Below are 24,265 nucleotides of genomic sequence, written 5' to 3' on the forward strand. Positions count from 1 at the left end.
CATCATGTAGTTGGAGGTGATGAAGTTGGCGTATTCGGTATATTCGGGGTTGGTTTCCGCAAGCGTGTTAAGACCGGCGGAAAGCAGCATGTCGACGGTGGCGGTGGGATCGAGCCTCGGATCGATGGGGCCGAGCGGTTTCAGCGAGTTGGCGATTTCAGCGATATCGACCGCGGTGATGGCCGGATCCGTGCCGGTATCGACGGTGGTGCTGGAGCCGGTATCAGCGCTTTTGACAGTGCGGATATCGTTTCCGTCGCCCTGAACCGGGCCCGAGAAATCGTCCTTCCGGTTTTCATGAAACTCGAAGTTCTTGCGCGTGGCCGGAGGAACCCCGGCAAGATCGGCATCGCCTTCGGCCTTCTTCTGCGCGATATAGTCGTTGAGCTTCTGCAGCACGTCTGCTGTCGAAAGCTCGGAGGATTTGCTCGTGATGTTCTGCAGGTTTCCCTGGATCGAGAGCTTTCCGTTGGCCTCGATACGTCCGCCGAATGTGTCGTAGAATTCCGTTTTGCCTGAATGGCAGGTGAAGCAGCTCGGCTTCTTGTGAACCTCGACAAGGAACTGCGATGCGCCCAGCGCCTCGTTCCGGATCTCGTTCGCCACGATGCGGATATCCTTGCCGGCCGAAACGGTGCCGTGGATATTGTCGATTTTGCCGGCTTCGATATCGATATTGCGCCCGGCAACGAATTCGGCGGTGCGCCCGTCCTTGGCGAAGCGGTCCTGATAGAGGATTTTGACGATATCGTAGGATGCGCCCGCTTCGGCCATCATGGCGGCCCACATGCCGGCAGGGCCGTTGACCAGCGTGTTGGAATAGATCGTCGTGACCACGCGTGTCACGGGGTCCGTCCTCTGTTCCAGAACCACCAGCGAGGATGGTTTCAAGATCGCTTTCACCGCATTGGAAACGGTGCTGCCGCCGCTGGCAAGCGTTTCCCAAAGCGCCGCATAGGCGCTTGCATGGGTGGGCAGGACCACCCCATTTGCATCGAATATCGCCGGATTGACGAGCGCGCGCATGGCTTGTGCCGGGTCTGGCGTGCCCGCGGCGTTGGCCCTGGCGAACATGCCGGACCAGAGCGTTTGGAAATTGTCAGCCAGGCTTGCGCCGCTTTCAGTCGTGACGCTTTGTTTGAGGATCAACCGGCTTTGACCGGACAGCGTCTTGCCACCCCTGACGACATCGGCCCACAAGGCGGCATAGGCGCCGGCATATTGTGGAAGCACCTTGCCATCGGCACCGAGAAAAGTCGGCTCGATCAACTTGACGATCTGTTCCAGGGGGTTGATTTTTTCGGACTCGCCCTTCTCGGTCCATTTGATGATCTGGCCTGTCGAAAGCGAAGGCGCCTTGCCGAGGTTCAGCACCTCGTCGGCCCTGATCACGAGATCGCCCTGGAAGGCTTCGATCCGCCCGGTTTCGTTTCTGACGAGCTGGGCCTTGGCGAGACCCGCATTGGCTGCGAGCGTGACGGAATTGTTTGCCCAGATGACGCCGCCATTGTTGAATATCTGCCGTGCGAAAAGACGCATGTCCTTGCCGGAGATCAGGACGGCGGCGTTGGTGATTGCAGACTGCGTCTCGGCAGTCAGCAGGGTGCCGGCGGAGATGATCCCGCTATTGGCAATCGTTCCTTGGGTGGAGGTGATCGCCACGACCCCGCCGCTCAGCGTGCCCCTCTGATCGAGGCCGCCAGAGCCGGCGACGATATCGATCCGATCCACTCCGGCGATGGTAGCGGCTGTCGAGACCGTATCGGCGGAGATGACGAGCGATCCGCCACGCAGCACCGAGCCTGCGAGGGCGTCAAAGCGGGTGGCGGCCTTGATCGTTGTTTTGCCGTCCGTCGCTATCGTAGCGCCATTGGTAATCGCGGCGGCACTTTCGATAAGCGCCGATTGCGCCTTGATGGTGCCGCGATTGTCGAGCCCTGCCGGGCCGGCAATGAGGGATGCGCTTTCGCGTGCCACAAGGGTGCCGGTATGGTCGATACGGTCACCCGACAGGTCAACGTCCTGTCCCGAAATATCCGATCCGATGAGGGTGCTGAGTGCTCCGGCCGATTTGAGATTGATGGCGCCATCTGCCGCCAGCACGCCGGAATTTTCGATATCGCCACGTGCGTCGCCGGTCAGGGTTGTACCGGTAATCTTGCCGGAATTGCGCAGTGTTCCAACATCGAGCTTGGCGATATCGCGTGCAACGATGGTACCGCGATTGGTGAAATTGGTTCCGGAAATGACCGACACGCCGGAGGCGGAAAGCTCGCCGGTATTGGTCGCCTCTTTCACCGAACGGATGGTGAGATCGCCTTCCGGGTCGATACGGCCGCCGGTGTGGACGGTACCGCCTTCGATGTTGACGTTCTTTCCGCCTATCTGCGCGCCGTCCGCCGTCACGGCCTGATCGGTGGCGGCTATGCGCAATGTTTCATCCGCCTTGACGGAACCGTAAACCGTAGCAGAATTTCCGGCGGCGATTTCGATCTTCGCTGCGGTGAGTGACGCATCGGCGGCGATTGTCGTGTTGCCGGCTACCGATCGAACGTCAAGGGATTCGCGGCCTTTGACGACCGCCCCGATAAAGGTGTCGCCGGCGCCTTCTAGAATGACTGCGCCGCCACTGACCTGTTTTCTGACTGTAAGCGTGTCCCTGCTTTCGACCCTGACAAGATCGTTGTTTTCGGAGATGATGGAGCCTTCGAGCAGTATTGGACCCTTGGCCCGGGCTATGACTCGCTGCTTTACTTGGATCCCCTGGCCGACGACGTTGAGACGTCCGGAGGCATCGAGCACGATGTCCGAGCCGGACGCCCTGGTGCCGTCGAGCCGCACGCCGACGCCACGTTCGGTTGCGATCATCTGGATCGCATTGGCATACATGCCGCCGAGCGCTGAAACGTCGACGGCAAGGGCCGGTGCGTCGCCTTTGCCTAGGAGCGGCCTGACACCGTTCACCTGGCCGGTGGCGGCATCATAGCTCCAGTTGTAATCGACGGCGTTGGAGCCCGCGACGATATTGAGATTCTGCGCCCGCAGCTTGCCGTAGACGGCGGCGGCGCGCGCAATGACATCGACGCGGGAGACGTCGGAGAGAGAGACGCGCGTCTCCGGGTTCAGGCCCGCCTCACCGATCGTTACCGTGCCTTGTCTGACGTCAAGTCCTTCGAAGGCGCCGGACGCAGAAAACCGGGGGACGCCGGTTGAGAGCGTCACACGATCTGTGTTGACGAAGCCACAGCCGTTGCACGTTATGCCGTATTCGTTGGCGAGGACTATATCGAGCTTGCTGCCGGCGGCCTCGAGAACGCCGTTCAATTGAGAGGCGGATCCGCCGATAACTTCGCCGATCCACAATTTCGCCGCGTCACCGCGCTGGAAGTTGGGATTGCCCTCAATCCAGCCGCCAAGCTGCGTCTTGGAATTGACGGGCGAGTTGTTGAGGATCAGGTCGCCGGCGGAGAACCGGTTATAGACGTCGTGGGAGACGCCGCTGTCATTCGGACGGGCAATGTTGAGAACGTCCGAACCATTGTAGGACTGGTCGAGGTGGGGGCGGGGGCCGGTGTCCGGCCGAACGTTGCTGATGTCGCTGGCGCGCACGAGAACGGGCTGAAAAGCGATAAGCCCAGCCATGAAGCTGGAAATGAAACGTTTGATCAGGCTGTTCATGGCCAAAGTCTCTCCGTCCCGTTCGGATCATCCGAGCAGGCTGTTTTATTCTGGTTGTGCTTGCGAACAGTCTCAGATCCGAGGACCCGGCATGCTGTCCGGTGTGTCCCGGCTTATCGAAGGGCGGCTGTCCGGCCCCTTTTACCGAGTGTTATCAGAACTTTGCCACCAGCCCGACGTATCCGATCGTCCTGCCGGCTTTGAAATCGGACGGGCGGTCGAGCGCGTGGGCGACATCGACAGTCAGCTTGAGGCCGCCGGCGAATTCCAGCTCAGCCCCAAGGCTCGCGCCAACGATGTGCTTCTGGTCCCAGATGCGGAGCGCCAGCGGCTCGACGTAGCCGACATCCACGCCGGAACGGAAGGTGAGGCTGACGTCCGGGGTCTGCCATGCCTGCCATTCCAACGTGTTGCGTAGATAGATGCCGCTCGGGCCGTACATATTGTCGTCGTGGAAGCCGCGAACATTACCCCATCCTCCAACAGAGAAAAATTCGCTGCCAGGAGGGCTGTCGTCGCTCCATTGACCTGAAAGCGTGCCCTTGTAGGTGAAGGGACTGTCGCCAAGCGGAGCCTTCACTCCCAGACGGGCAAAAAATAGATCGAATTGCGGGTCAATCGCGCTCTTCGGCGGAACATTGGCGCCAAAAGCATCGATGCCGAAACGGGAACCGATGTCGAAATCGATGCGCCCGAAATCGAAGGTGCTTTCGGCACGAAAGCCGAGCGTGGCGGTCGTCAGATCGCGTCTCTGGCTCTCGATTTCGTATCCCTCGACGAAGCTGCGAGAGTGGCTTAATTTGAGAGCGCCATAGGCAAAAAGCTTGCTGTTCTCATCCCGCATCAACAACCGTTCGGCGGTCAGCGACACGTGCGATGTGCGCCCGCTCACAGGATAAGACTGATTGATGCCGTCCAGCATGAAGTGATATCGGCTGGCCCCCACATCGAGGCCGAAGAGCCAGTTGCCGTAGGGAACATTGGCGCTGACCGCGACCGCATCCGCAAATCGTATGTCGCGATCATCGAACGGTGTGCTCGTGAGCGCGAGACTGATCTGATCGTTGAGGCCGAACAGATTGTCCACGCCGAGGGTGCCGGTGGTCTTGACAATGCCCGTGCTGCGGAAGCCGTCATTGACCGTTGCGAGCCGCCCATAAAACTGTCTGCCGTCTTCGGCCAGAACCTGGACGAAGGAGCCGCCGGGCTGTTCGCCAGGAATGAGCCGAAACTTGGCGTGTGCCGACTGGGGCGCGTTATAGTTGTCCAGCCCCTGTTCCAGATCGCGCAGGTTCAGCAAATCTCCCCGCGCGTTCGGAAACGCCGCATCGATGCGGCTGTCGGCCTGACGTCCGTCGCCATAAACGAAACCCTCGACGCGGCCGGGAACGATTGTGATTTCGAGCACGCCTTTCGAGATGTCCTGAACCGGTAGATAAGCCCGCGTCGTTATGAAGCCTCGCGCCCGATAATATTCGTTGATCTGGCCGACTGCCGCCGCGATATCCGTAGCGGTGGCGCATTTTCCGATCAGGCCTGAATAGCCTCCCGGCTTCTTGCCGAATGGCTCATGGCCGCTGATGCGCAACGACCGGATAGAAAAGCACGGTCCGCCCGGTTTTGGCCCTGGCAGTGCGGTTTCGGCAGCAAGATCGGACTCCCGGTCCCGTGCAGCGCGGGCGCGATCCAGCCGCCGGCGTTCCGCTTCGGTTTCCGCATTGCTCTGGTTTTGCAGCCTGTCGCCGAGGTTTTGTCCGAGCCGCTCGGTATCTTGCGACCATGCGGGCCCGGCCAAGCCGAGCAGCAGGCTGGCAACCGGTGAAAAAGACATAAGCGAGAGACGGGTCATCGTTATTCCCCTGTCTTGGGATCTTGCGCGCGAAAGTCACGCGCCTGCGACTGGGCGATCAGGCGATCCTCTTCGGAAAGCTGTGCGGTGATTTCGGTGAGCACGCGTCGCGCCTCGGGATGACCCCGCGCTGATGCGAGGTTGAAATAGCGATGGGCCAGACGTAGATTTTCCCGTGTGCCACCGTCGTGCAGCGCATAAAGGCCCGTCTGGAACAAACCGACAGCGTTACCAAGCGCTGCCGATCGCAAGAAATACGCGCGCGCGTGTTTGCGGTCGCGTGTATCCGGCCTACCGGCCAGAATGGCGCCGAGCGTGTTGAGCGCCAGCACGTGATCCTTGTCAGCCGCCTGCCGCATAAGCCTCAGCGCCTCGGCCTCGTTTTTGGTAACCCCCGTTCCCAAAAGATGAAAACGGGAGAGGTTGAAAAGGGCGTTGGCGTTGCCGGCGCGGGCTGCTCGCTCGAAATATCCGAGCGCCTGTCTGTCGTTGCGGGCGATCCCCAGATCGCCCCGGAAATACATCAGGCCGACCCGATTCATCGAAGGGGCGTGCCCTTGGGCTGCGCCGCGCAGATAAATCGCGCCAGCGGACTGAGGGGACGCACTGTTGCCTGAAAGTCCAAGCTCGATCATGCGTGCCTTCAAATAAGCGCTTTCCGTGTCGCCTTCAGCTTCTCCTTTTGAGAAGAGTTCGTAGGCTTCGGCATATTGGCTGTTCTGAAAGGCGAGGCGGGCGCGTTCAAGCTCCGCACCGGCAACGGGCGTGGTAATCATAAGGGCAAGCAGGCCGAAACAAGGCGGGACGGGAAATCGGAGGCGCAAGGTCATGGCCGCTGTTCCTCAAGCTTTTTCAGCCCTTCGGAAAACCCGTTGAGCGATAAGGACACGTCGATGGCCTTTGTCTTGCTGATGGCGATACGCAACCGCGCGGAATTGCCTTTTCGGAATGCCTCGAGCACGGTTCCGGAAAACTTGAAGCCGGCATGGCAACCCAGATTGTCGCAGATTTCGTACAGCGCCTTGAACGGCCGGCGTTGATCGACCTGGAACTCGATCCCCGGAACGAGGTAAACCGACAGCGGTGCGGTGACCACGCCGTAAAGCTGACCGGTATCGGCTTTTGAAACCGCCATCAGAAAATGTGGAACGCCCCCATCGGGGGCAACCGGAGCCTGCGTAAGCTGACAGCGCTCCGCCGTCGGGCACGTAACTTGCCAATCGTCTGCTGCAGGTTGCGCGGCGGCGTATGTGTGCCAACTAACAGAGGCGGCGAGGCAGCAGGCTGCGACCCGCAGGGAAAAGACGAGACCCCGGCCCATGCTTATTTGTTCGCGTTTTCGATGGGAACCGGTTTCCAATCCCGCGCCATCGCCTGGGCCTCCGCAATATCGGCGGCGACAAGCGTTGCCGCAATCCGGTCACGCAACGTGGCAGCCTCCGTCAGACCGCGTGCCGCCGCGAGATTGGCATAGGCATAGGCTTTGACGGGATCGGCGGCGATGCCGCTACCCTGTTCGTAGGATTTTGCGATTTCGAAGAGGCCGAGCGGATTGCCGGCCGAGGCTGTCTTCTGGAAATATCCGAATGCCTTACCCGGATCGGCCGGGCCGCCCTGAGCTTTCTGGGCCGCCTGTCCGAGATAGTTGATGGCGGCCACATGGTGTTGCCCTGCGGCCCTGTTCCAATAGGCGAGGGCTTTTGCCCAATCCTGACTGACGCCCTTGCCGTCCGAGTAAAGAAGCCCGCAATTGAATTGCCCGTTGGCGTCACCGGCATCGGCGGCCTTGCAGATCAAGTCCGATGCCTTGCTGTAGTCCTGAAGCACGCCCTCGCCAGATAGATACAGCATGCCGAGCCGGTTTTGTGCCTTGGCGCTGCCTTGCGCTGCCGCTGCGGCATAAAGTTCGGTCGCACGCATCGGATCGCGATCCGTGCCGAGGCCGAGCTCGAAGAGCCGGCCGATATAGAAAGCGCCATCAGCATCGCCCGCCTCGAAAGCGGTTTGAAACTCCTTCACGGACCCTGCGACATCACCGCTCTCGAGCTTGCCGATTCCTTCGGCAACGCCGGAAAATGCGGGCATGGGTAAGAGCAATATCGATGAGATCAACAGGCTGCCTGCAAATACGCGCATAGAATTTCTCTCTTCAGTATATTAGTCCAATATTCTGGGTCAGGCAATATTACATGAACTAATTCTAAAACATTAAACTAAGAATTGCACCGATACTGGCCGATATTCATTGGCGACTTCTTTATTCAATTCTGTGGATACGTCAATAATACTTGTAGTATTATTTTGGGCGGCATTGCGAAATAACGTGGTCTTCCGTTAAATTGCTCGGCTTGAAACTGGAATTTTCCACTTGCGATTCCCTTGGGAGAAGGGAAAAATTCGATGGAGATGCGGTAATCTTCGGAAACGCAGATCGCATCTCTATTTGAGCGAGGAGAGCACGGAACCTGCCAGAAGGGAGGGACTTTGGCCGCTCCCTGCTACAAATGGCGCAACAATACGCTGGTCTGACGCGCTGGGAGATCAAGCGTCTACTTCTTGAGATAGTTGTTGTGCCTTTACCCGGAAAGACCAGTTCCCGTTCGTCCGAATTCGGGGAGCACGTTAAAAAATCCGCCGGAGCGAGCTCAAAACCGGATAGAGCTTCGCCTTGAATTCATAAGGAAATTTTCTTCGCTTCCACCCTAGCGCGCTGTGCCGCATGAGGCAGGTAACTATTGAGCATAGGAGGCCCAGCCTCTGAAACCGAATGCCGCATAGAAATTCGTGACGCCATCAAAACCGCTCTCGCGGAGCAATTCCTGTTCCTTCTCCGGCTCCAGAATGGTTAGTCGTTCGTGCATTGCGGCCCTTGCCGCCCGGAGTTTCGCAGGATCCGCTCCGTCCACCGCGCCATAGCTTATGTGCCTATCGATCCAGAGCGAACGTTCCGGCTCGGTCTGCGGAAAGCTGACATGGGCAAGCACGAACGGTGCGCCGGGCAAGAGGCGTTGCCGCACGCCGTTCAGGGTTTTGATGCGTTCTTCCAATGGGAGGTGATGAAACACGAGAAGGCAGACTGCGCCGTCAAACGGCCCGTCCGGTGCCGCTGAGATATCGCCCTCATGGAGATTTATGCGCGTTGCGTAGTCTCTGGTCGTATCCCGAGCGAGGGCCAGCATGTCGGGTGAGGGGTCGACGCCGTCGAAAGTCCAGCCATTGTTAGCGTTGGCAAGAGCTTTGAGCTCAAGCCCGCCGCCAGCACCGATTACCAGGATCCTGCCGTTATGGGGAGCTTTCTCGCCAAGCAACATCGACGTCATTCGGTGTAGACTTTCAAGGCCGGGGACTTGGCGGATTGCACCTTCGATATAACCAACGTGCCGTCCTTTGAAGTCAGTCATGGGATTTCCTTCGCTTCACGTGGAAAAATTGATCTGCTCATCAGATTCCAACTTTTGACTGCCAACTGCGGCGACTTTATTGAGGAATGACAGGATGAGGGTTGTTACCTCGCTTGTTCGCTCCTGCTGGAGCCAGTGTCCCGCGTCGGAAATGATGTGTGACCCAATCAGATGCGGGACGAGATCTTGCATCGAAGCGATGATCTGCTCCATGCCGGGCATAGTGAGGCCGGGGTCACGTTCGCCGATGATGAACAGCGCCGGGACATTGATCGTCTGACCGTTTGTCGCTTGCTGCAATTCCCAGTTTCGATCGAGGTTTCGATAATAGTTCAGGCCGCCCGTGAAACCCGAGGTTTCGAAATCATTGACGAGCCTGGCGAAGTCCTGTGGAGGTAACCAGTCGGGCATTTCCACAGGGAGGGGCAAATCTTCGAGAAGGCCCTTGTCGCGGCTGACCATACCGAAAGGGTTAGGAGTGCCGTCGCCCGGCTGCCGCGGTCCCGCTTCCCCGCTTGCTGCGTAAATAATCTTGCTGAGTGTTTGGCCAACATCCCGGCTGAACTCTTTTTCCGCCAGGCCGGGCTGCTGGAAAAAGAGCGTGTAGAACAGCGCTTGGTCATTTTGCGGAAATATCCTTGAGGGCGGAACCGGAGGTTGGCCCATCATCGGCACGCATAGTGCGGCGACGGCCCTGAATCTGTCGGGACGTAGAAGAGCAGCTTGCCAGGCAATGGTTGCACCCCAGTCATGGCCGATGATCACTGCTTCGTTTTCACCAAGGGCATCCATGAGAGCGATGAGGTCACCAATGCAATGAAAGACCGTGTATTGATCCGCTTGTTCAGGAGCCTCCGTTTTGCCATAGCCGCGCATGTCAGGCGCAACGGCGCGAAAACCGGCGTCAGCCAGCGCTGCCACCTGATGCCGCCACGCATGCTTGGTTTCTGGAAATCCATGGCAGAGCAGCACCAGGGGACCAGTGCCCTGATCAAGGATGCTCATGTCGATCGTTCGTGTCTTGATGATTGTCTCGATCATTTTCCTAACCCTGGAATTTTCCCATCATTTCACCGAAGGCCTTGGGTCGGAATGTCCGAGGGGCCGATGCGGCGAAGAAAAACTGGCTGAGCGATGCATTGCGCTCCTTCTTTCGTGTAACTATAAATGTTGCGGAAAGATGCTGACGTCAAGATAGCGTAACAAATTTTGTTGCGGAAAGGATCACGATGAAAACCGACGGCAGGCTTGCTCGAATGCTGCATGTTCTTGTCCATATGGGGCTGCTTGGCGGCAGGGAGACATCCGAACGGATCGCGCAGATGCTCAACACCAATCCGGTGGTCGTTCGGCGCACGCTTGGAGATTTACGTGACCACGGTATCGTGGCATCCGAAGGCGGTCGAGGCGGTGGCTGGAAACTGATCAAGCCACTGGAAGAGGTGACGGTTCTGGACGTTCAGCGAGCCCTGAATGCCGGTCTTATCCTGCCTGCGCCCGTATCACACGACCATCCATCCTGTCCTGTGGAGAAAGCCTCCAACGCGATTATCCAGGCGGCTCATGCCGCTGCCGAACAACAGCTTGTGACGCGATATGCAGAGACGACACTGGCGCAGATAGCCGACATGGCATTGGGGGAAAGCAGGACCTTGTCTCCGGTCACATCCGTGTGACTTTTACTTCCGTTAACCCGTGTGGGGACGTGAGCTGTGGGCGGCAGATCATATCTGTCCGCCGTTGGCTTCGATTTTGGCCAGAATCGTCTGTTTTGAATCTTCGAGATGGTGCTGGATGACGATTTGAGCTTTTGGTAGTCCCGCTCCTGAAAAGACGCGGCTGTTGCAGGATACGTCGAGATTGGCAAATCTGAGTGGGCAGCTTCTTGACCTCCAAAGGCTCAACCATGCTCCGATACAGCATCTGCTTGTCGATCTCGTTGACATTGCCGGTCGGGTGGTACTCGTAGGTAAGCCTGAAAAGACGCCCGGCGTATGGGGACGACTTTTTCTGAAGGGGAGGCCGTATTAGTTTTCTACTGACAAAGAGGCACCAAGACCGATTGGCAGCGGCCCAAAGCGGGAGTTTCCATCGTTCCAATTCGAAAGGCACGCGCCCGGTCATTTTTAACCCATCGATGCTCAATCCGGTCTACCACTTTTTTACTGAAATGCGGTATCTTGTCATCCGGCCTCGGTTGGCGTACTCGAAAACCCATAAAAGACCCTGGGCCTATCAACAATACGGTTTGGTGGCGCTGCGTTTCGGCGCCATACACCTCATGACATTGGGATTGCGATGAACCTTTACTTGGATTACCTGGCTGAGATCAAAAGCAGAGAAAATCAAGGGCTCGCTCCCAAACCGATTGACGATGGCGGACTGACCGGCGAAATCATTACACTGATCAAGGATGCCGGCAGCGAACACCGGGCAGATGCCCTCAAGTTCTTCATTTATAACACCTTGCCTGGCACCACGAGCGCTGCGGGTGTGAAGGCTGCCTTCCTGAAGCAGATTATTCTGGGCGAAACGGTGGTCCCGGAGATCACGCCGACTTTTGCACTCGAACTGCTGTCGCATATGAAGGGCGGCCCGTCCGTCGAAGTGCTGCTCGATGTAGCGCTTGGCAATGACGCGACACTGGCCGCGCAGGCGGGTGACGTGCTGAAGACGCAGGTCTTCCTTTATGACGCCGACATGTTCCGGCTGCGCGATGCCTTCAAGGCCGGTAATGCCGTCGCCAGGGGCGTTCTGGAGAGCTATGCCAAGGCCGAGTTCTTCACCAAGCTTCCGGATGTCGAAGATGAAATCAAGGTCGTGACCTTCATCGCCGCCGAAGGCGATATCTCGACCGACCTTCTGTCCCCCGGCAACCAGGCGCATTCGCGTTCGGACCGCGAATTGCACGGCCAGTGTATGATCACGCCGGAAGCGCAGGCGGAAATCGTCGCGCTGCAAAAGCAGTACCCGGACAAGCGGGTGATGATGATCGCCGAAAAGGGCACGATGGGCGTGGGCTCGTCGCGCATGTCGGGCGTGAACAACGTGGCGCTGTGGACCGGCAAGCAGGCCAGCCCTTACGTGCCTTTCGTCAACTTCGCCCCTGTTGTTGCTGGCACCAACGGCATCTCGCCGATCTTCGCGACCACCGTCGACGTTACCGGCGGCATCGGCATCAATCTGAAGAACTGGGTGAAGAAGACCGGTGAAGACGGCAAGCCGATCCTCAACAATGACGGCAACCCGATCCTCGAGCAGAAATATTCGGTCGAGACCGGCACTGTCCTGAAGATTGATGCCAAGAACAAGAAGCTCTGTGACGAGAACGGCAAGGAACTGGTTGATATTGCCGCCGCCTTCACGCCCCAGAAAATGGAGTTCATGAAGGCCGGCAGCTCCTACGCCATCGTCTTCGGCAAGAAGCTCCAGACATTTGCCGCCCAGACCCTCGGCGTCGAGCCGACCCCGGTCTTTGCTCCGAACAAGGAAATTTCGATCGAAGGTCAGGGCCTGACCGCTGTCGAGAAGATCTTCAACCGCAACGCCGTCGGCGTGACCCCGGGCAAGGTACTGCATGCGGGCTCCGACGTGCGCGTGACGGTCAACATCGTCGGTTCGCAGGACACGACCGGCCTGATGACCGCGCAGGAACTTGAGGCGATGGCGGCCACCGTCATCTCGCCGCTCGTGGACGGCGCCTACCAGTCGGGTTGCCACACGGCATCCGTCTGGGACAAGAAGGCCCAGGTGAACATTCCGAAACTCATGTCCTTCATGAACAATTTCGGCGTCATCACCGCCCGCGACCCGAAGGGCGTCTATCATTCGATGACCGACGTGATCCATAAGGTGCTGAACGACATCACCGTGGATGACTGGGCAATCATCATCGGCGGCGACAGCCATACCCGCATGTCCAAGGGTGTGGCCTTCGGTGCAGACTCCGGCACCGTGGCCCTGGCGCTCGCCACCGGCGAGGCAACGATGCCGATCCCGCAATCGGTCAAGGTGACCTTCAAGGGCACGATGCGTCCTCACATGGATTTCCGCGACGTGGTCCATGCGACCCAGGCGCAGATGCTCCAGCAATGTGGCGACAACGTCTTCCAGGGACGCATCATCGAAGTCCATATCGGCACGCTGCTCGCCGACCAGGCCTTCACCTTCACCGACTGGACAGCCGAGATGAAGGCCAAGGCCTCGATCTGTATTTCGCAGGACGATACGCTGATCGAATCGCTGGAAATCGCCAAGTCGCGCATCCAGATCATGATCGACAAGGGCATGGACAATGCCGTCGGCACGCTGAAGGGCCTGATTGCCAAGGCGGATGCACGCATCGCCGAAATCCGCTCGGGCGAAAAGCCCGCACTGACCCCCGATGCCAACGCGAAATATTTCGCCGAGGTCGTCGTGGATCTGGACGTCATCAATGAGCCGATGATCGCGGACCCCGATGTGAACAATGCCGATGTGTCCCGGCGCTACACTCACGACACGATCCGCCCGGTTTCCTATTATGGCGGCACCAAGAAGGTGGACCTCGGTTTCGTGGGCTCGTGCATGGTGCATAAGGGCGACATGAAGATTGTCGCGCAAATGCTCAAGAACATCGAAAAAACCGAAGGCAAGGTCGAGTTCAAGGCGCCGCTGGTCGTCGCCGCGCCGACCTACAACATCATCGATGAGCTGAAGGCCGAAGGCGATTGGGAAATCCTGCAGAAATATTCGGGCTTCGAGTTCGATGATCTGAAGCCGAAGACCACCAACCGCACCGAGTATGAGAATATCCTCTATCTCGAGCGTCCGGGCTGCAACCTGTGCATGGGCAACCAGGAAAAGGCGGAGAAGGGCGATACCGTTCTCGCCACCTCGACCCGCCTGTTCCAGGGCCGCGTCGTTGAAGACACCGCCGAGAAGAAGGGTGAATCGCTGCTGGCGTCGACCCCGGTCGTGGTGCTTTCGGCGATCCTTGGCCGCACCCCCAGCATGGACGAGTACTTGAACGCCGTCGACGGAATAGACCTGACAAAGTTCGCTCCGCCGAAAACTACTCCGATCGATTCCCTGTCTGTCCACTACTAAGGGCCAGATCCTCGAATATTGTGCATCGCGAAGACGCCGCCTTCGCGGTGCACTGTAAAGTCATCTGAATCCTTCAGACTCGATCGCCTTGAAGGGTTCGGGTTACTGTCAAATAGTTGCGAAACGCACTTATCAACGAGAAATTGCGCCGACACATAACTTCTGATTAATACGCCTGCGGCAGAATAGCAGTGATATTACTATTCTCGATTAAACGCCTGTGCGGCAAGAAGCGGCGATTATGCCTCAGATACGTTCATTTATTGCGGATGATCTTGTGTCCGTGGCCGACATGTTTCACCGTGTCCTGCGGAAGAAAGATGGCGCCGCGACGGATGACCTGACTTCATATTTGCGCGCGCTTTTCCTCGATACTTCAAACACAAACCCGGATATTTGCTCCAAGGTCTATGTGCTCGACGACGGGCGCGTATCCGGTTTTATGGGCGTATTGCCCATGGCGATGGAGCTTAATGGCAGGATCATAAACGCCGCGGTCTGCTCTTCCTTTGTCGCTGAAGACCGCGAAACCGATCCGTTTGCCGGAGCCCGTCTCTTGCGCGAGGTTCTTGCGGGTCCCCAGGACCTGACATTCGGTGAGACGATCAACGATGTTTCCACCGAAATGTGGAAGACGATGCGCGGCCACCTGCTGTCCACCTACAGTCTGGACTGGCTGCGGATTTTGCGCCCGGCGTCCTTGGGAGCCGAGCTCGCCGCTACGCGCTTTTCCAGCGCTTTCCGCGCGCTGACGCCGTTGAGTATGATGATCGACCGGGCCATTTCGGCAAGAGGCCACGGGCGGGCCTTGTCCTATTATGCATCGCATCCGGACAAGGTGGACAGCTTTACCGACGAAGAGGCAAGCGATGCCGAATTCGCGCATCTGGCGCGTGAACTTGTCGGGCAGTTTTCGCTCCGCCCGGTGTGGAGCGAGGAAAGCCTGCTGACCATGCTCCAGCATGCCAGACGCAAGCGTCTGCATGGTGAGCCGGTGCAGCGGATCGTGAGAGCCCGCGGCGGCAGGGCGGTGGGGCTGTTTCTCTACCACGGCAATCCGAAGGGCATAGGCCGCACGTTGCAGGTCATGTCTCTGCCGGGGCAGGAGCAGATCGTCATCGACCGTTTGATCCGCAACGCCTATGAGCGCGGTCTCGTTGCTATAAGGGGCCGCACCCAGCCGGCAATTCTTCAGGCGATGATCGGCAAGAAATGTTCGTTTCTCCATGCGGCGTCCACCATCGTGCATTCCCGCGACGCGGAACTCATCAAGTCCGCGACGGATGGAAAAGCATTCTTCAACGGTTTCTCCGGCGAAAGCTGGACGCGCCTCATCGGCGATAGTTTCGATCAGGCGGGCGAGTAAATGTGCGGAATTGCCGGATTTTACAGACATGACATGCCGGCCGATCGTGCAAATGAGCGCCTCGCGCTGATGGCTTCGTGCCTCAAGCATCGTGGTCCGGATGCGCATGGCAGCCTGCTGCGCGGTGATGTCGGGCTTGCCCATGCCCGGTTGGCCATTGTTGGCATTGCCGATGGCGCGCAACCGATGTGCACGGTGGAGGACGATCTCGCCGTTTCCTTTAACGGCGAGATCTTCAATCACGTCGAACTGCGCGAAACACTGTCCGCGCGTGGTCACAAGTTCCGTACGCATTCCGACACCGAAGTCATCCTGCATCTCTATCGCGACAAGGGGCTGGATTGCCTAAGCGAGTTCAACGGCGATTTCGCCTTTGCCCTGCACGATGCCCGAAACGACACATTGCTGCTGGCCCGCGACCGGATGGGTGTGCGGCCGCTTTATTATACCTGGCATGAAGGCACGTTTTATTTCGCATCCGAGATGGCAGCGCTTCTGGCCTTGCCGGGAATGACCGCCGAAATCGATCCGGTTGCGCTGGATCAGATTTTCACATTCTGGTTCCCGCTGCCGCCGCGCACCGCCTTTCGCGGCATCCACGAGTTGCCGCCCGGCCATATGATGATCCTGCGCGACGGCGCATCCACCGTGCGGCGCTGGTGGCAGCTTTCCTATCCGGACGGCAAGGACGCTGCACCGTCGGCAGGCTTCGATGACCAGGTGGAGGAACTGACGGCGCTTCTGGCCGACGCAACGCGCATCCGGCTTCGCGCCGACGTGCCGGTCGGCTCCTATCTGTCGGGTGGGCTGGACTCCTCACTCGTTTCCGCCCTTGCTGCGCAAAACGTCCGCCAGGGTCTGCGCACCTTCTCGCTGGCGTTCGAAAGTGCTGAGCACGACGAACGTATCTGGCAGAAGGCGATGAGCGAGTATCTTGGCGTCGCATCCGAAACCACCGAGTGCTCGACTGAAGACATTGCGCAATACCTGCCTCAGGTCATGGAGCATGTGCAGACGCCCATCCTTCGCACCGCGCCCGTTCCGCTTTATCTGCTTTCCCGGCACGTACGCGACAGGGGCATGAAGGTGGTGCTGACCGGCGAAGGTGCTGACGAGCTGTTTGCCGGCTATGACATTTTTCGCGAGGCGCGGGTAAGGCGGTTTTGCAGCCGCCAGCCGCAATCTTCTCGCCGTCCCAAACTGTTCCAGCGGCTTTACCCCTATCTGCCGGGGCTGAAACAGCAGACGCCGGATTATCTGGCCCGGTTTTTCTCCTTCGGCGCGGAAGCGACCGACGAGCCGCTGTTTTCCCACCGGCCCCGCCTGCGCTCAACGGCGGCGGCGAAAATCTTCTTTTCCGCCGGTTTGAGGGATGAGCTGGGTGACTATGACGCGGCGGCCGATCTCGCGGCGCAGCTGCCGGAGGATTTCCGTCGCTGGCACCCGCTGCACCAAGCCCAATATCTCGAAACCGCATTCCTTTTGCCCGGCTATATTCTTTCCAGCCAAGGCGACCGGGTGATGATGGCCAACGGGGTGGAAGGCCGATTTCCGTTCCTTGATCCCCGCGTTGTGGACTTTGCCGCCGCGCTCCCGCCCGAGGCGAAACTGCGCGGTCTCAAGGAAAAATATATCCTAAAGCAGGCAGCAACCGAGCTGGTGCCGGATGTTATCCTCAGCCGGCCCAAACAGCCCTATCGGGCACCGGATGCGGAAGCGTTTGCGGATGCCGGCTATCTCGACACCGTGCTTTCTGCCGATAAACTCAAGACCGCCGGCCTGTTCAACGCCCAGGCGGTCGAAAAGCTGAAAACCAAGGTGCGTCAAAAGCAGGCGACTGGCTTTCGCGACAACGCCGCCTTCGTCGGAATATTGTCGACGCAGCTTATACATGCCGCCACGACTTCGAATGCCTCAACACCATCGCAAAACATTGAAGGAAGCTCCATATGACGACTGAAAGTACCGGAACGAAAGCCGAAATTCGCGGTTTCATTATCGAAAACTTTCTGTTCGGCGACGAAAGCCGGCCGTTTGGTGACGATCTTTCGTTGATCGACAATGACATGGTCGATTCCACCGGAATTCTCGAATTGGTAAGCTTCATCGAGGAACGCTACGGCGTCCGCGTTGCCGATGCCGATATCGTGCCGGCCAATCTCGATACGATCGACAACATCGCGGCCTTCATCGGCCGCATGAAGACCGCCTGACAATTTCGGGAAGCGCCAATTGCGTATCGACCACTACCTGCATCGAAGTGCGGAGCGCCATGCCGGCAAGACGGCGCTGGTGGCTGGTGAGACGCGCCTGAATTACGCTGAGTTGAAGACGATGAGCGAGGCTTTCGCCGCCGCTCTGATCGTCCGCGGTGCAACTCCGGGCGACCGTGTCGTCCTTCTGATGGACAATGGCTGGCGCATGGCGGTGGCGATTTTCGGTTGCTGGATGGCGGGCGCCGTCGTCTGCCCGGTCAATCCGTCGACAAAGGAAGCCCGTCTTTCTCAAATTCTGGACAGCTCCACGCCCTTTGCCGTGGTTGCGGAGGCACGTCTTGAGAAGATGGTTTCGGATACCGCCGGTTCATCCGAACTGTTGCGCATCGTGTCCGGCGTTTCGAACCCCTCTGGCGATGGCATCGATTTTGACGCGTTGCTGGAACAAGCTCATGTCGCGCTGCCGCAGAATTTGCCCGAAACCGATCTGGCGGTGATCATCTACACATCGGGTTCCACCGGCGAGCCGAAGGGTGTGATGCTGGCGCATGACAATCTCGACGCGGCCGTCCGTTCGATCACCTCCTATCTCGGCAATACCTCGGAAGATATCCTTCTTGGCGTCTTGCCTCTTTCATTCGGATATGGCCTCAACCAGTTGCTTTCCAGCGTCTTTGTCGGCGGTACGCTGGTGATCGAAAAATCATTCGCCTATCCGCATCTGATTTTCGAGCGTATCCGCGAAGAACGGATTACCGGTTTCGCGCTGGTGCCGACCATGCTCTCCATCATGATGCAGACGCGGGATCTGTCGCAAAATCTGTTTGAGAGCCTGCGCTACGTCACCGCCGCCGCCGCACCCCTGCCGACCGTCCATGGCGACTGGCTGCGGACGTTCCTGCCGCATGTCGGGCTGTTCCGCATGTATGGTCAGACCGAGTGCACGCGCATCAGTTTTCTGCCACCAGAAGACCTCGACAGGAAACGTGACTCGGTCGGCATCGCCATACCCGGTACTTCGACCGAGGTGGTGGACGAGATGGGCGACAGCGTAGCGCCCGGCACCACCGGAGAACTCGTCGTCAGCGGACCGCATGTGATGCGCGGCTATTGGAGAAACGAGGTGGCAACGGCCCGTGCGCTTCGCACTGACGCGGCAACGGGCAGGATGCGCCTTCATACCGGCGATCTCTTTACCTGCGATGCCGAGGGCTATCTGACCTTCGTTGCCCGCAAGGACGATATCATCAAGTCCCGCGGTGAAAAGGTTGCGCCGCAGGCGGTCGAGGCCGTGCTGCAAACCATGCCGGGCGTATCCGACGCTCTGGTCATCGGCGTTGCGCATGAGGTTTTCGGCCAGGCGATCAAGGCAATCGTCATCGCTCCCGGCGCGGCGATCACCGAAAAAGACGTCATGCGTCACTGTGCCCGGCATCTGGAAGTCCATATGGTGCCGACAATAGTCGAATTTCGCGATTTCCTGCCGACGACGGATACCGGCAAGGTCAGCCGTCGCCTTGCTGCTCAAGATACGGAGAACAATCGATGACGAACAACGCACACAGCATGCCTTTCTCGCCGCTTGAACTCGATGCGGCGGCGGAGGTCGAACGCATCGCCGAAAAAATCCGCCGATCGCTTCGTTTCGACCTGCGCAAGCGCGGGCTGGTGCTCGGCCTTTCCGGCGGCATCGATTCCAGCGTCAGCGCAGCACTCGCGGTTCATGCGCTTGGAGCCGCAAATGTTTTTGGCCTGTTCATGCCGGAAAACGATTCCGACCCGGAAAGCCTGCGGCTGGGGCAGGCGGTAGCGACCATGCTCGGCATGGATTGTGTGCTGGAAGATATCGGCCCTTCGCTTGCCGCCATGGGGTGTTATGAAAGGCGCGACGGTTTCATCCGCGAGGTCGTCCCAGAATATGGTCCGGGCTGGACTTCCAAGATCGTCTTCGACAATGCCATGAGCACCGGCGCCTATAATATTTCCTCGCTGGTCGTGCGTTCGCCATCAGGTGAAACACGCAAGATTCGTCTCACGGCGAAAGCCTATCTGGGCATCGTCGCGGCGACGAATATGAAGCAGCGCACCCGCAAGCAATTCGAGTATTATCACGCCGACCGCCTGAACTTCGCGGTGCTCGGAACCCCGAACCGGCTTGAATACGACCAAGGGTTTTTCGTGAAGAATGGCGACGGCGCAGCTGACATCAAGCCGATCGCCCATCTTTACAAATCGCAGGTCTACCAGCTCGCGGCCCATCTCGGCATTCCGCAGGAAATTCGCTCCCGCCCGCCGACGACAGATACCTATTCCATGCCGCAGACGCAGGAAGAGTTCTATTTCGCTCTGCCTTACGACAAGATGGATATCTGCCTCTATGGCCTGGAAAACGACAGGCCGCCGGCCGAGATCGCCAAAGCTGCCGGCCTCAGCGAGGACAATGTCCGGTTCGTCTGGACCGATATCGCCGCCAAGCGAAAGGTGGCGCATTATCTGCACCATGCGCCCATCCACCTGCATGAGGGTATTCAGGGGAAATCCTGAGACGCTTCATCTGGTCGGGCACCGAGGCGCGCCCTCAATAACTCACCGTCACGACAACGGTATCCGAGTAAGTTCCCGGCGCCGGCGTATTCTGCGCCGGCACGCGTCCATAGACGGTCAGCGTCTGCGGGCTGCCCGTTCCGGTACCGGTGACTATCTGCCCGGCCGCACTTCCCCAGACATTGGTGCGGCCTGTGTCACGGTAAAGGCCATAGATGATCGAGGCTCCCCCAAGCACCATTCGCCGCGAAGCCGGCGGGCTGTTGCTCAGCCCGCCGTTGAGAGCAACGCTATAGGCGAGATTTGCCGTGCAGGTCAGCGAAATCGCACCGGTCGCATCGACTGCGGTACTGAGAACGCCGTGATTGCCGAAATTGATGGGTTGAGCTGTGACAAGACAGGTCGGCTCCACCACAGCCGTGACGTTGAACGGTACTTGCGTGGGGTTTTGGGTTACAGTGGAGCAACTCGGCGCAAGTAGAAGATACGATGTATAGGTGAAGCTGGTCTCGGCGCCAGCAAAGCTGGAGAGATATGGGCCCCGCGCCGCAGATGCCTGATTGGCGGCAATCCTGCCATAAACGGTACGGCTTGTATTATTCACCAGGAGGGGTAGCGCCAGATCGATCGGCGGCGGCGATCCGAGCGCAGGTTGAGCGAGGGAGCCCCAGGACGTCGTTCGCCCGGAATTTTGATATAATTGATAATTGAGCACGTTGCTGCCCTGTAACATCCTGCGAATTCCGCCGGACTGGCCTCCACTGCCCGCATTGATGTTCGGGCAGATGCGAATGGAAAGGCCCAGCGTCAACAATGGGTTGGAACAGGTTATGTTCAGTGTCGCGGTACTGTCCACCGCACTCCCGCCTGTAAGGTTGACGAAGCCGAAATTCATATCCGACATACCGAAACTACAGCTCTGCGCCAGCACGGGAGAGGCAAAAAGAAAAGCGGAGAGGGCAAGGCCGGCACGGGTCAGCATCGTCATTGAACGCTCCTGCAAATGGCTTCGAGGGTCGTGCGGGTTTCGGCGGCATCGCCAAGAACGATCTGCGCCTCGCACTCGCCACCGGTCGGCTGCGTGATGAGAAGCCGGTGTTTTTCAGAGACATTGTCGAGATAGGCCTGTCCGTCATAACCAACCACGAAATCGCGGCTGTCATCGATCGTGCCTGTCGATCCCGCTTCGATGAAGTCGCCGCTTTCGTTCTTCAGCGTTATGAGCGCCACGCGCCCCCCGGTTTCCACCTTGAAATCGACAACCGCCCCGCTTCCCTCCGAAGGAATGACGGTCTGCTTCGTCCGGTCGATACGCGCATCGACGGGAAGATTGCCGGGGTCGAGCGTGATCGTGTTGACATCGTAAGAATGCAGATTTGGCAGCAATATCTTGCCACGGCGGTTGGTCTGTCCGATGGGGCGGTTTTCCAGCAAGATTTCGACGCCGGGGGCACCCGCATCCACAACGGCAAAGGCATCATCGATCCGGTTGCCAAGGAAAACATCTCCCCCTGCAATCGCGATCGATCCATCCACCTGCGCATAGGCCTGTGTGGTGCCATTGAATTGATCGACACCCGCCGCCACGCGGGCCACGCTGCCGCGATAGCTGCCCGAAGCGGAGACGATATCGCTGTTGCCCATGGAGCCACGCAAACGCCAGCCATAACTTCCCTCGGTCTGCTGCTCGGATTTTGCGATATCCGCCGTCACGGAATAGCCATCGGCATTGGATGACAAACCGACGGAGCTGGAAATACCGCCCCCGAAGGTCCAGGAAAGACCGGCGTAAACGCCATAGGACCCATCGTCTTCAAGGTCCTTGTAGGCAGTGATGAAGATATTGCCGTTTTCGCCAAACCGTCGTGTTGCGGAAAGACCGAGCAGCCGGGATTTCCTTTCATCGAAGGTTTCAAGCTGCGTGTAGGAGAAATTCAGGCTCGTCTCGTCGAAAGCCAGCTGGGTGGAAGCGGAAATCTGATCGAGGGAACGCGGGGCACGCGCGCTGAGAAGACCCGATATCCTCCTGTTTTCTGACGTGTTTGCGGAGACGGATGCGATATCGTGGTAGTCACCGAAGGTGCGTTGTGAGCGGGCGACGAACTGAATGCCGAGCAATTCCGCCTCGACGCTTGCCGACAACTGATAACCGCTTTCATCCTTGAAATGGCTGGTTGCGCCGGAGACCGTACCCAATCCGAAATTGCCGAGTGTGAAGACCCCGCCAAACCCGACATTGTAGAAGTCTACGCCGCCTTCCGCGTGGCCTTCCAGTGTCAGCTTGTCTGAAAAGCCGTAGCGGACCGTGGCCGATCCCAACAGTCTTTCATCGTAATCAAAGGACGAGGTGCCGTAGTCGCGTCGGGCAAAGCCAAGCTCGGCGGAAAAATCGACCAGCCCTTTTGCAAGCAAATCCGCCGAGGCAAAAAACGGTGTTTCCGACACGGTCTCGCGGCCAAGCGCATCACGCACCACCAGCCGCGCATTGCCCGCACCGCTGACGACGGGGAGATTGGTGATGGAAAACGGACCTTCCGGAACATCCTGCGAGATGCGGCGAATATTATCCACATAGACATCGACAGTGGATGGTACGGCTGCGGAACCGGCAAAGGCCGGCATCGGCATCGTCACGATATCTGGCCTCAGATCGAAATTTCTTCGTATTTGCAGTCCACCCAGCCGCGTCGGGCGTGTCCATGCAAGCCCGCCCGTGATCAGATCACCGGCGCGATAGGTCGTCAGCGTGTCTTCATCGGAATAGCTCCAGGTGGTGTCGAGCCGTCTTGTATCGAACTGGTCGAGCTGCGAAGTGCTCAGCACCTGAGACGAGGACAATACGCCGAGTGGACCAAAGACGCGGCCTTCCAGCAAGGCGGAAACGCCGTTGAAGTCGGCAATATCCGACCATCTTTCGCCACCGGATGATCCGTAAATCGTGTAATTCACCAGACCTCCCAGATCGCTTGTGGCCCTGGTCTCCGCCTCTTCGTCCTTATCCCGGTCATTTTTACCGGATGCGTCGATGAGCTTGCTGGCCCGTGCCGCCATCGGCAGCGTGAAATAAACGGACTGGCTGCTCTCGTCGTAATGTGCCGTCACATCCGGCAGTCTGGAAATATCGACCCAGCCGTCGCCGCGAACGGCACTGTCAACGGGCGTAATTCCGACATTTCTCAGCTGGACCGGCTCTATGAAAAGCGCGCCGGTGTCGTCTTGACGAAATGTGGCGATCAGTTCTGTCGAAACATCGTTGATGTAGACTTCGAGCTGCAATTGTCTCGGCTCTTCTGCGGCAAAAAGGGCCGGTGATGCCGCAGGGGGTAAATCCTGCGCCATGGAAAAACTGCTCGATGAAATGATCGTCAAACCTGCAATCGCCAAAACGGCAAGGCTATCCGCCGGTGACGCGCGCCGTCGCATTGACAGGGCCGCCTTCGCTGTCCGCCGAAATCTTCATTGTGCCGCCGGCTCGTTTTCCACCCGATGCCGGCACCACCCAGCTTGTGCCGGACTGGCCGAGCACATAGCCCACCAGTCCCTGCTGCTGGGCGACTGCCTGCCCGTTACCACCGAGCAGTTTGAGGTTGGCGATCCGCAGCCGCTTCAGACCCTTGTTGGAAACCGTCACGCGATAACCATTGGCCTGCGGCGTCACCGACCACGTTGCCTCCGCATCACCGGCGGCCGCATTCGAGAAGAAAACGGGTATGGAGTGACGAACGACCAGCGTGATCGTGCCGGACGGGGATTTGCTCCTTGATGGCAATTCGTCGACGATGACGCGGTAACTTTCCTCGGCCCTGATGGGCCTTTTGGAGAGCCGGACGATGCGGATAAGGTTTTCCGCTCCCGGCTTCAGCTGCGTCATGGGCGGGCTGGCAACGACGTCCTCTGCTGCCGTTAAGACATCCTCTCCGTTTTGCTGGGTCCAGCGGAAAATTCTGACCTGAACGTTGATGGGCGTTTTTGCATCATTCCATATTCGAAGACTGGATGCCGCTGCCGGTGCCTTGAGATCAAGAATAACGGGCGAGACCCGCAAAGATGTGGCGTATGAAGGTGAAACAGACAAACCGGCAATAAACGCAGCCGCTAAGGTAAAAAGACGCATGTGCGATCC

16 protein-coding genes and 1 pseudogene are annotated in these 24,265 nt (G+C 58.6%); 7 read left to right on the forward strand and 10 right to left on the reverse strand.

The window, feature by feature from the left end:
• Positions 1-597: 597 nt before the first annotated feature.
• The 7 genes and pseudogenes from G3A56_RS29360 to G3A56_RS23405 form a co-directional block, all read right to left on the reverse strand.
• A pseudogene (locus tag G3A56_RS29360) lies at positions 598-3,678 on the reverse strand (filamentous hemagglutinin N-terminal domain-containing protein); the annotation flags it as partial.
• Between the two features lie 154 nt (positions 3,679-3,832).
• Positions 3,833-5,527, reverse strand: coding sequence for a ShlB/FhaC/HecB family hemolysin secretion/activation protein (locus G3A56_RS23380; protein ID WP_082185000.1), 1,695 nt, complete (start codon positions 5,525-5,527; stop codon positions 3,833-3,835).
• A 2-nt stretch (positions 5,528-5,529) separates the two neighbouring features.
• Entirely contained in the window at positions 5,530-6,357 is an 828-nt protein-coding gene (locus tag G3A56_RS23385) for a tetratricopeptide repeat protein (protein WP_082184999.1), read from the reverse strand.
• On the reverse strand, positions 6,354-6,887 hold the full coding sequence (locus G3A56_RS23390) for an invasion associated locus B family protein (protein ID WP_210255082.1): 534 nt from the start codon (positions 6,885-6,887) through the stop codon (positions 6,354-6,356). Before G3A56_RS23390 ends, G3A56_RS23385 begins: the two co-directional genes overlap by 4 nt.
• The gene (locus G3A56_RS23395) at positions 6,851-7,663 is read right to left on the reverse strand and encodes a tetratricopeptide repeat protein (protein ID WP_246231421.1); all 813 of its coding nucleotides are present in this window, start codon (positions 7,661-7,663) and stop codon (positions 6,851-6,853) included. Before G3A56_RS23395 ends, G3A56_RS23390 begins: the two co-directional genes overlap by 37 nt.
• Positions 7,664-8,259: 596 nt before the next feature.
• Positions 8,260-8,847, reverse strand: a complete 588-nt coding sequence (locus tag G3A56_RS23400) for a class I SAM-dependent methyltransferase (protein WP_082185994.1) — start codon at positions 8,845-8,847, stop codon at positions 8,260-8,262.
• A gap of 96 nt (positions 8,848-8,943) precedes the next feature.
• The gene (locus tag G3A56_RS23405; protein WP_082184997.1) at positions 8,944-9,969 is read right to left on the reverse strand and encodes an alpha/beta fold hydrolase; all 1,026 of its coding nucleotides are present in this window, start codon (positions 9,967-9,969) and stop codon (positions 8,944-8,946) included.
• Positions 9,970-10,157: 188 nt separating this feature from the next.
• On the opposite strand from G3A56_RS23405, the gene G3A56_RS23410 reads away from it, so the two are divergent.
• The 7 genes from G3A56_RS23410 (at position 10,158) to nadE (ending at position 20,142) form a co-directional block, all read left to right on the forward strand.
• Positions 10,158-10,604, forward strand: a complete 447-nt coding sequence (locus tag G3A56_RS23410) for an RrF2 family transcriptional regulator (protein WP_082184996.1) — start codon at positions 10,158-10,160, stop codon at positions 10,602-10,604.
• A 622-nt stretch (positions 10,605-11,226) separates the two neighbouring features.
• Positions 11,227-14,016: a bifunctional aconitate hydratase 2/2-methylisocitrate dehydratase gene (locus G3A56_RS23415; RefSeq protein WP_082184995.1), complete on the forward strand. Its 2,790-nt coding sequence runs from the start codon at positions 11,227-11,229 to the stop codon at positions 14,014-14,016.
• 277 nt (positions 14,017-14,293) lie between these two features.
• A complete protein-coding gene (locus G3A56_RS23420) occupies positions 14,294-15,382 on the forward strand; it encodes a hypothetical protein (RefSeq protein ID WP_003498794.1) in 1,089 nt (362 codons plus the stop codon).
• Complete coding sequence (gene asnB, locus G3A56_RS23425; RefSeq protein WP_082184994.1) at positions 15,383-17,335, forward strand: asparagine synthase (glutamine-hydrolyzing); 1,953 nt, start codon at positions 15,383-15,385, stop codon at positions 17,333-17,335.
• On the forward strand, positions 17,332-17,595 hold the full coding sequence (locus G3A56_RS23430; protein ID WP_003498798.1) for an acyl carrier protein: 264 nt from the start codon (positions 17,332-17,334) through the stop codon (positions 17,593-17,595). Before asnB ends, G3A56_RS23430 begins: the two co-directional genes overlap by 4 nt.
• 19 nt (positions 17,596-17,614) lie before the next feature.
• The gene (locus tag G3A56_RS23435; RefSeq protein WP_082184993.1) at positions 17,615-19,147 is read left to right on the forward strand and encodes a class I adenylate-forming enzyme family protein; all 1,533 of its coding nucleotides are present in this window, start codon (positions 17,615-17,617) and stop codon (positions 19,145-19,147) included.
• A complete protein-coding gene (gene nadE, locus G3A56_RS23440) occupies positions 19,144-20,142 on the forward strand; it encodes an NAD(+) synthase (RefSeq protein ID WP_035243099.1) in 999 nt (332 codons plus the stop codon). Before G3A56_RS23435 ends, nadE begins: the two co-directional genes overlap by 4 nt.
• Positions 20,143-20,176: 34 nt before the next feature.
• On the opposite strand, the gene G3A56_RS23445 is transcribed toward nadE, so the two are convergent.
• From G3A56_RS23445 to G3A56_RS23455, 3 genes are read right to left on the reverse strand one after another with little or no spacing between them, the layout of a single operon-like run.
• Positions 20,177-21,130, reverse strand: a complete 954-nt coding sequence (locus tag G3A56_RS23445; RefSeq protein WP_082184992.1) for a Csu type fimbrial protein — start codon at positions 21,128-21,130, stop codon at positions 20,177-20,179.
• Positions 21,127-23,565 carry a fimbria/pilus outer membrane usher protein gene (locus G3A56_RS23450; RefSeq protein ID WP_082184991.1) on the reverse strand — a complete coding sequence of 813 codons (2,439 nt, stop codon included), beginning with the start codon at positions 23,563-23,565 and terminating at the stop codon, positions 21,127-21,129. The genes G3A56_RS23445 and G3A56_RS23450 overlap by 4 nt, the downstream gene beginning before the upstream one ends.
• Positions 23,537-24,256, reverse strand: coding sequence for a fimbrial biogenesis chaperone (locus G3A56_RS23455; RefSeq protein ID WP_082184990.1), 720 nt, complete (start codon positions 24,254-24,256; stop codon positions 23,537-23,539). Before G3A56_RS23455 ends, G3A56_RS23450 begins: the two co-directional genes overlap by 29 nt.
• Positions 24,257-24,265 lie beyond the last annotated feature (9 nt).

The sequence above is a fragment of the Rhizobium oryzihabitans genome, assembly GCF_010669145.1.
Lineage (GTDB): Bacteria > Pseudomonadota > Alphaproteobacteria > Rhizobiales > Rhizobiaceae > Agrobacterium > Agrobacterium oryzihabitans.

Bases quoted from the DNA above. Each gene is read 5' to 3' on its own strand.
- asnB (WP_082184994.1), top strand. From the start codon at position 15,383: ATGTGCGGAATTGCCGGATTTTACAGACATGACATGCCGGCCGATCGT.
- G3A56_RS23400 (WP_082185994.1), bottom strand. From the start codon at position 8,847: ATGACGTCGATGTTGCTTGGCGAGAAAGCTCCCCATAACGGCAGGATC.
- G3A56_RS23445 (WP_082184992.1), bottom strand. From the start codon at position 21,130: ATGACGATGCTGACCCGTGCCGGCCTTGCCCTCTCCGCTTTTCTTTTT.
- G3A56_RS23450 (WP_082184991.1), bottom strand. From the start codon at position 23,565: ATGCGACGGCGCGCGTCACCGGCGGATAGCCTTGCCGTTTTGGCGATT.
- G3A56_RS23410 (WP_082184996.1), top strand. From the start codon at position 10,158: ATGAAAACCGACGGCAGGCTTGCTCGAATGCTGCATGTTCTTGTCCAT.
- G3A56_RS23405 (WP_082184997.1), bottom strand. From the start codon at position 9,969: ATGATCGAGACAATCATCAAGACACGAACGATCGACATGAGCATCCTT.
- G3A56_RS23430 (WP_003498798.1), top strand. From the start codon at position 17,332: ATGACGACTGAAAGTACCGGAACGAAAGCCGAAATTCGCGGTTTCATT.
- G3A56_RS23415 (WP_082184995.1), top strand. From the start codon at position 11,227: ATGAACCTTTACTTGGATTACCTGGCTGAGATCAAAAGCAGAGAAAAT.
- G3A56_RS23455 (WP_082184990.1), bottom strand. From the start codon at position 24,256: ATGCGTCTTTTTACCTTAGCGGCTGCGTTTATTGCCGGTTTGTCTGTT.
- nadE (WP_035243099.1), top strand. From the start codon at position 19,144: ATGACGAACAACGCACACAGCATGCCTTTCTCGCCGCTTGAACTCGAT.
- G3A56_RS23395 (WP_246231421.1), bottom strand. From the start codon at position 7,663: ATGCGCGTATTTGCAGGCAGCCTGTTGATCTCATCGATATTGCTCTTA.
- G3A56_RS23385 (WP_082184999.1), bottom strand. From the start codon at position 6,357: ATGACCTTGCGCCTCCGATTTCCCGTCCCGCCTTGTTTCGGCCTGCTT.
- G3A56_RS23380 (WP_082185000.1), bottom strand. From the start codon at position 5,527: ATGACCCGTCTCTCGCTTATGTCTTTTTCACCGGTTGCCAGCCTGCTG.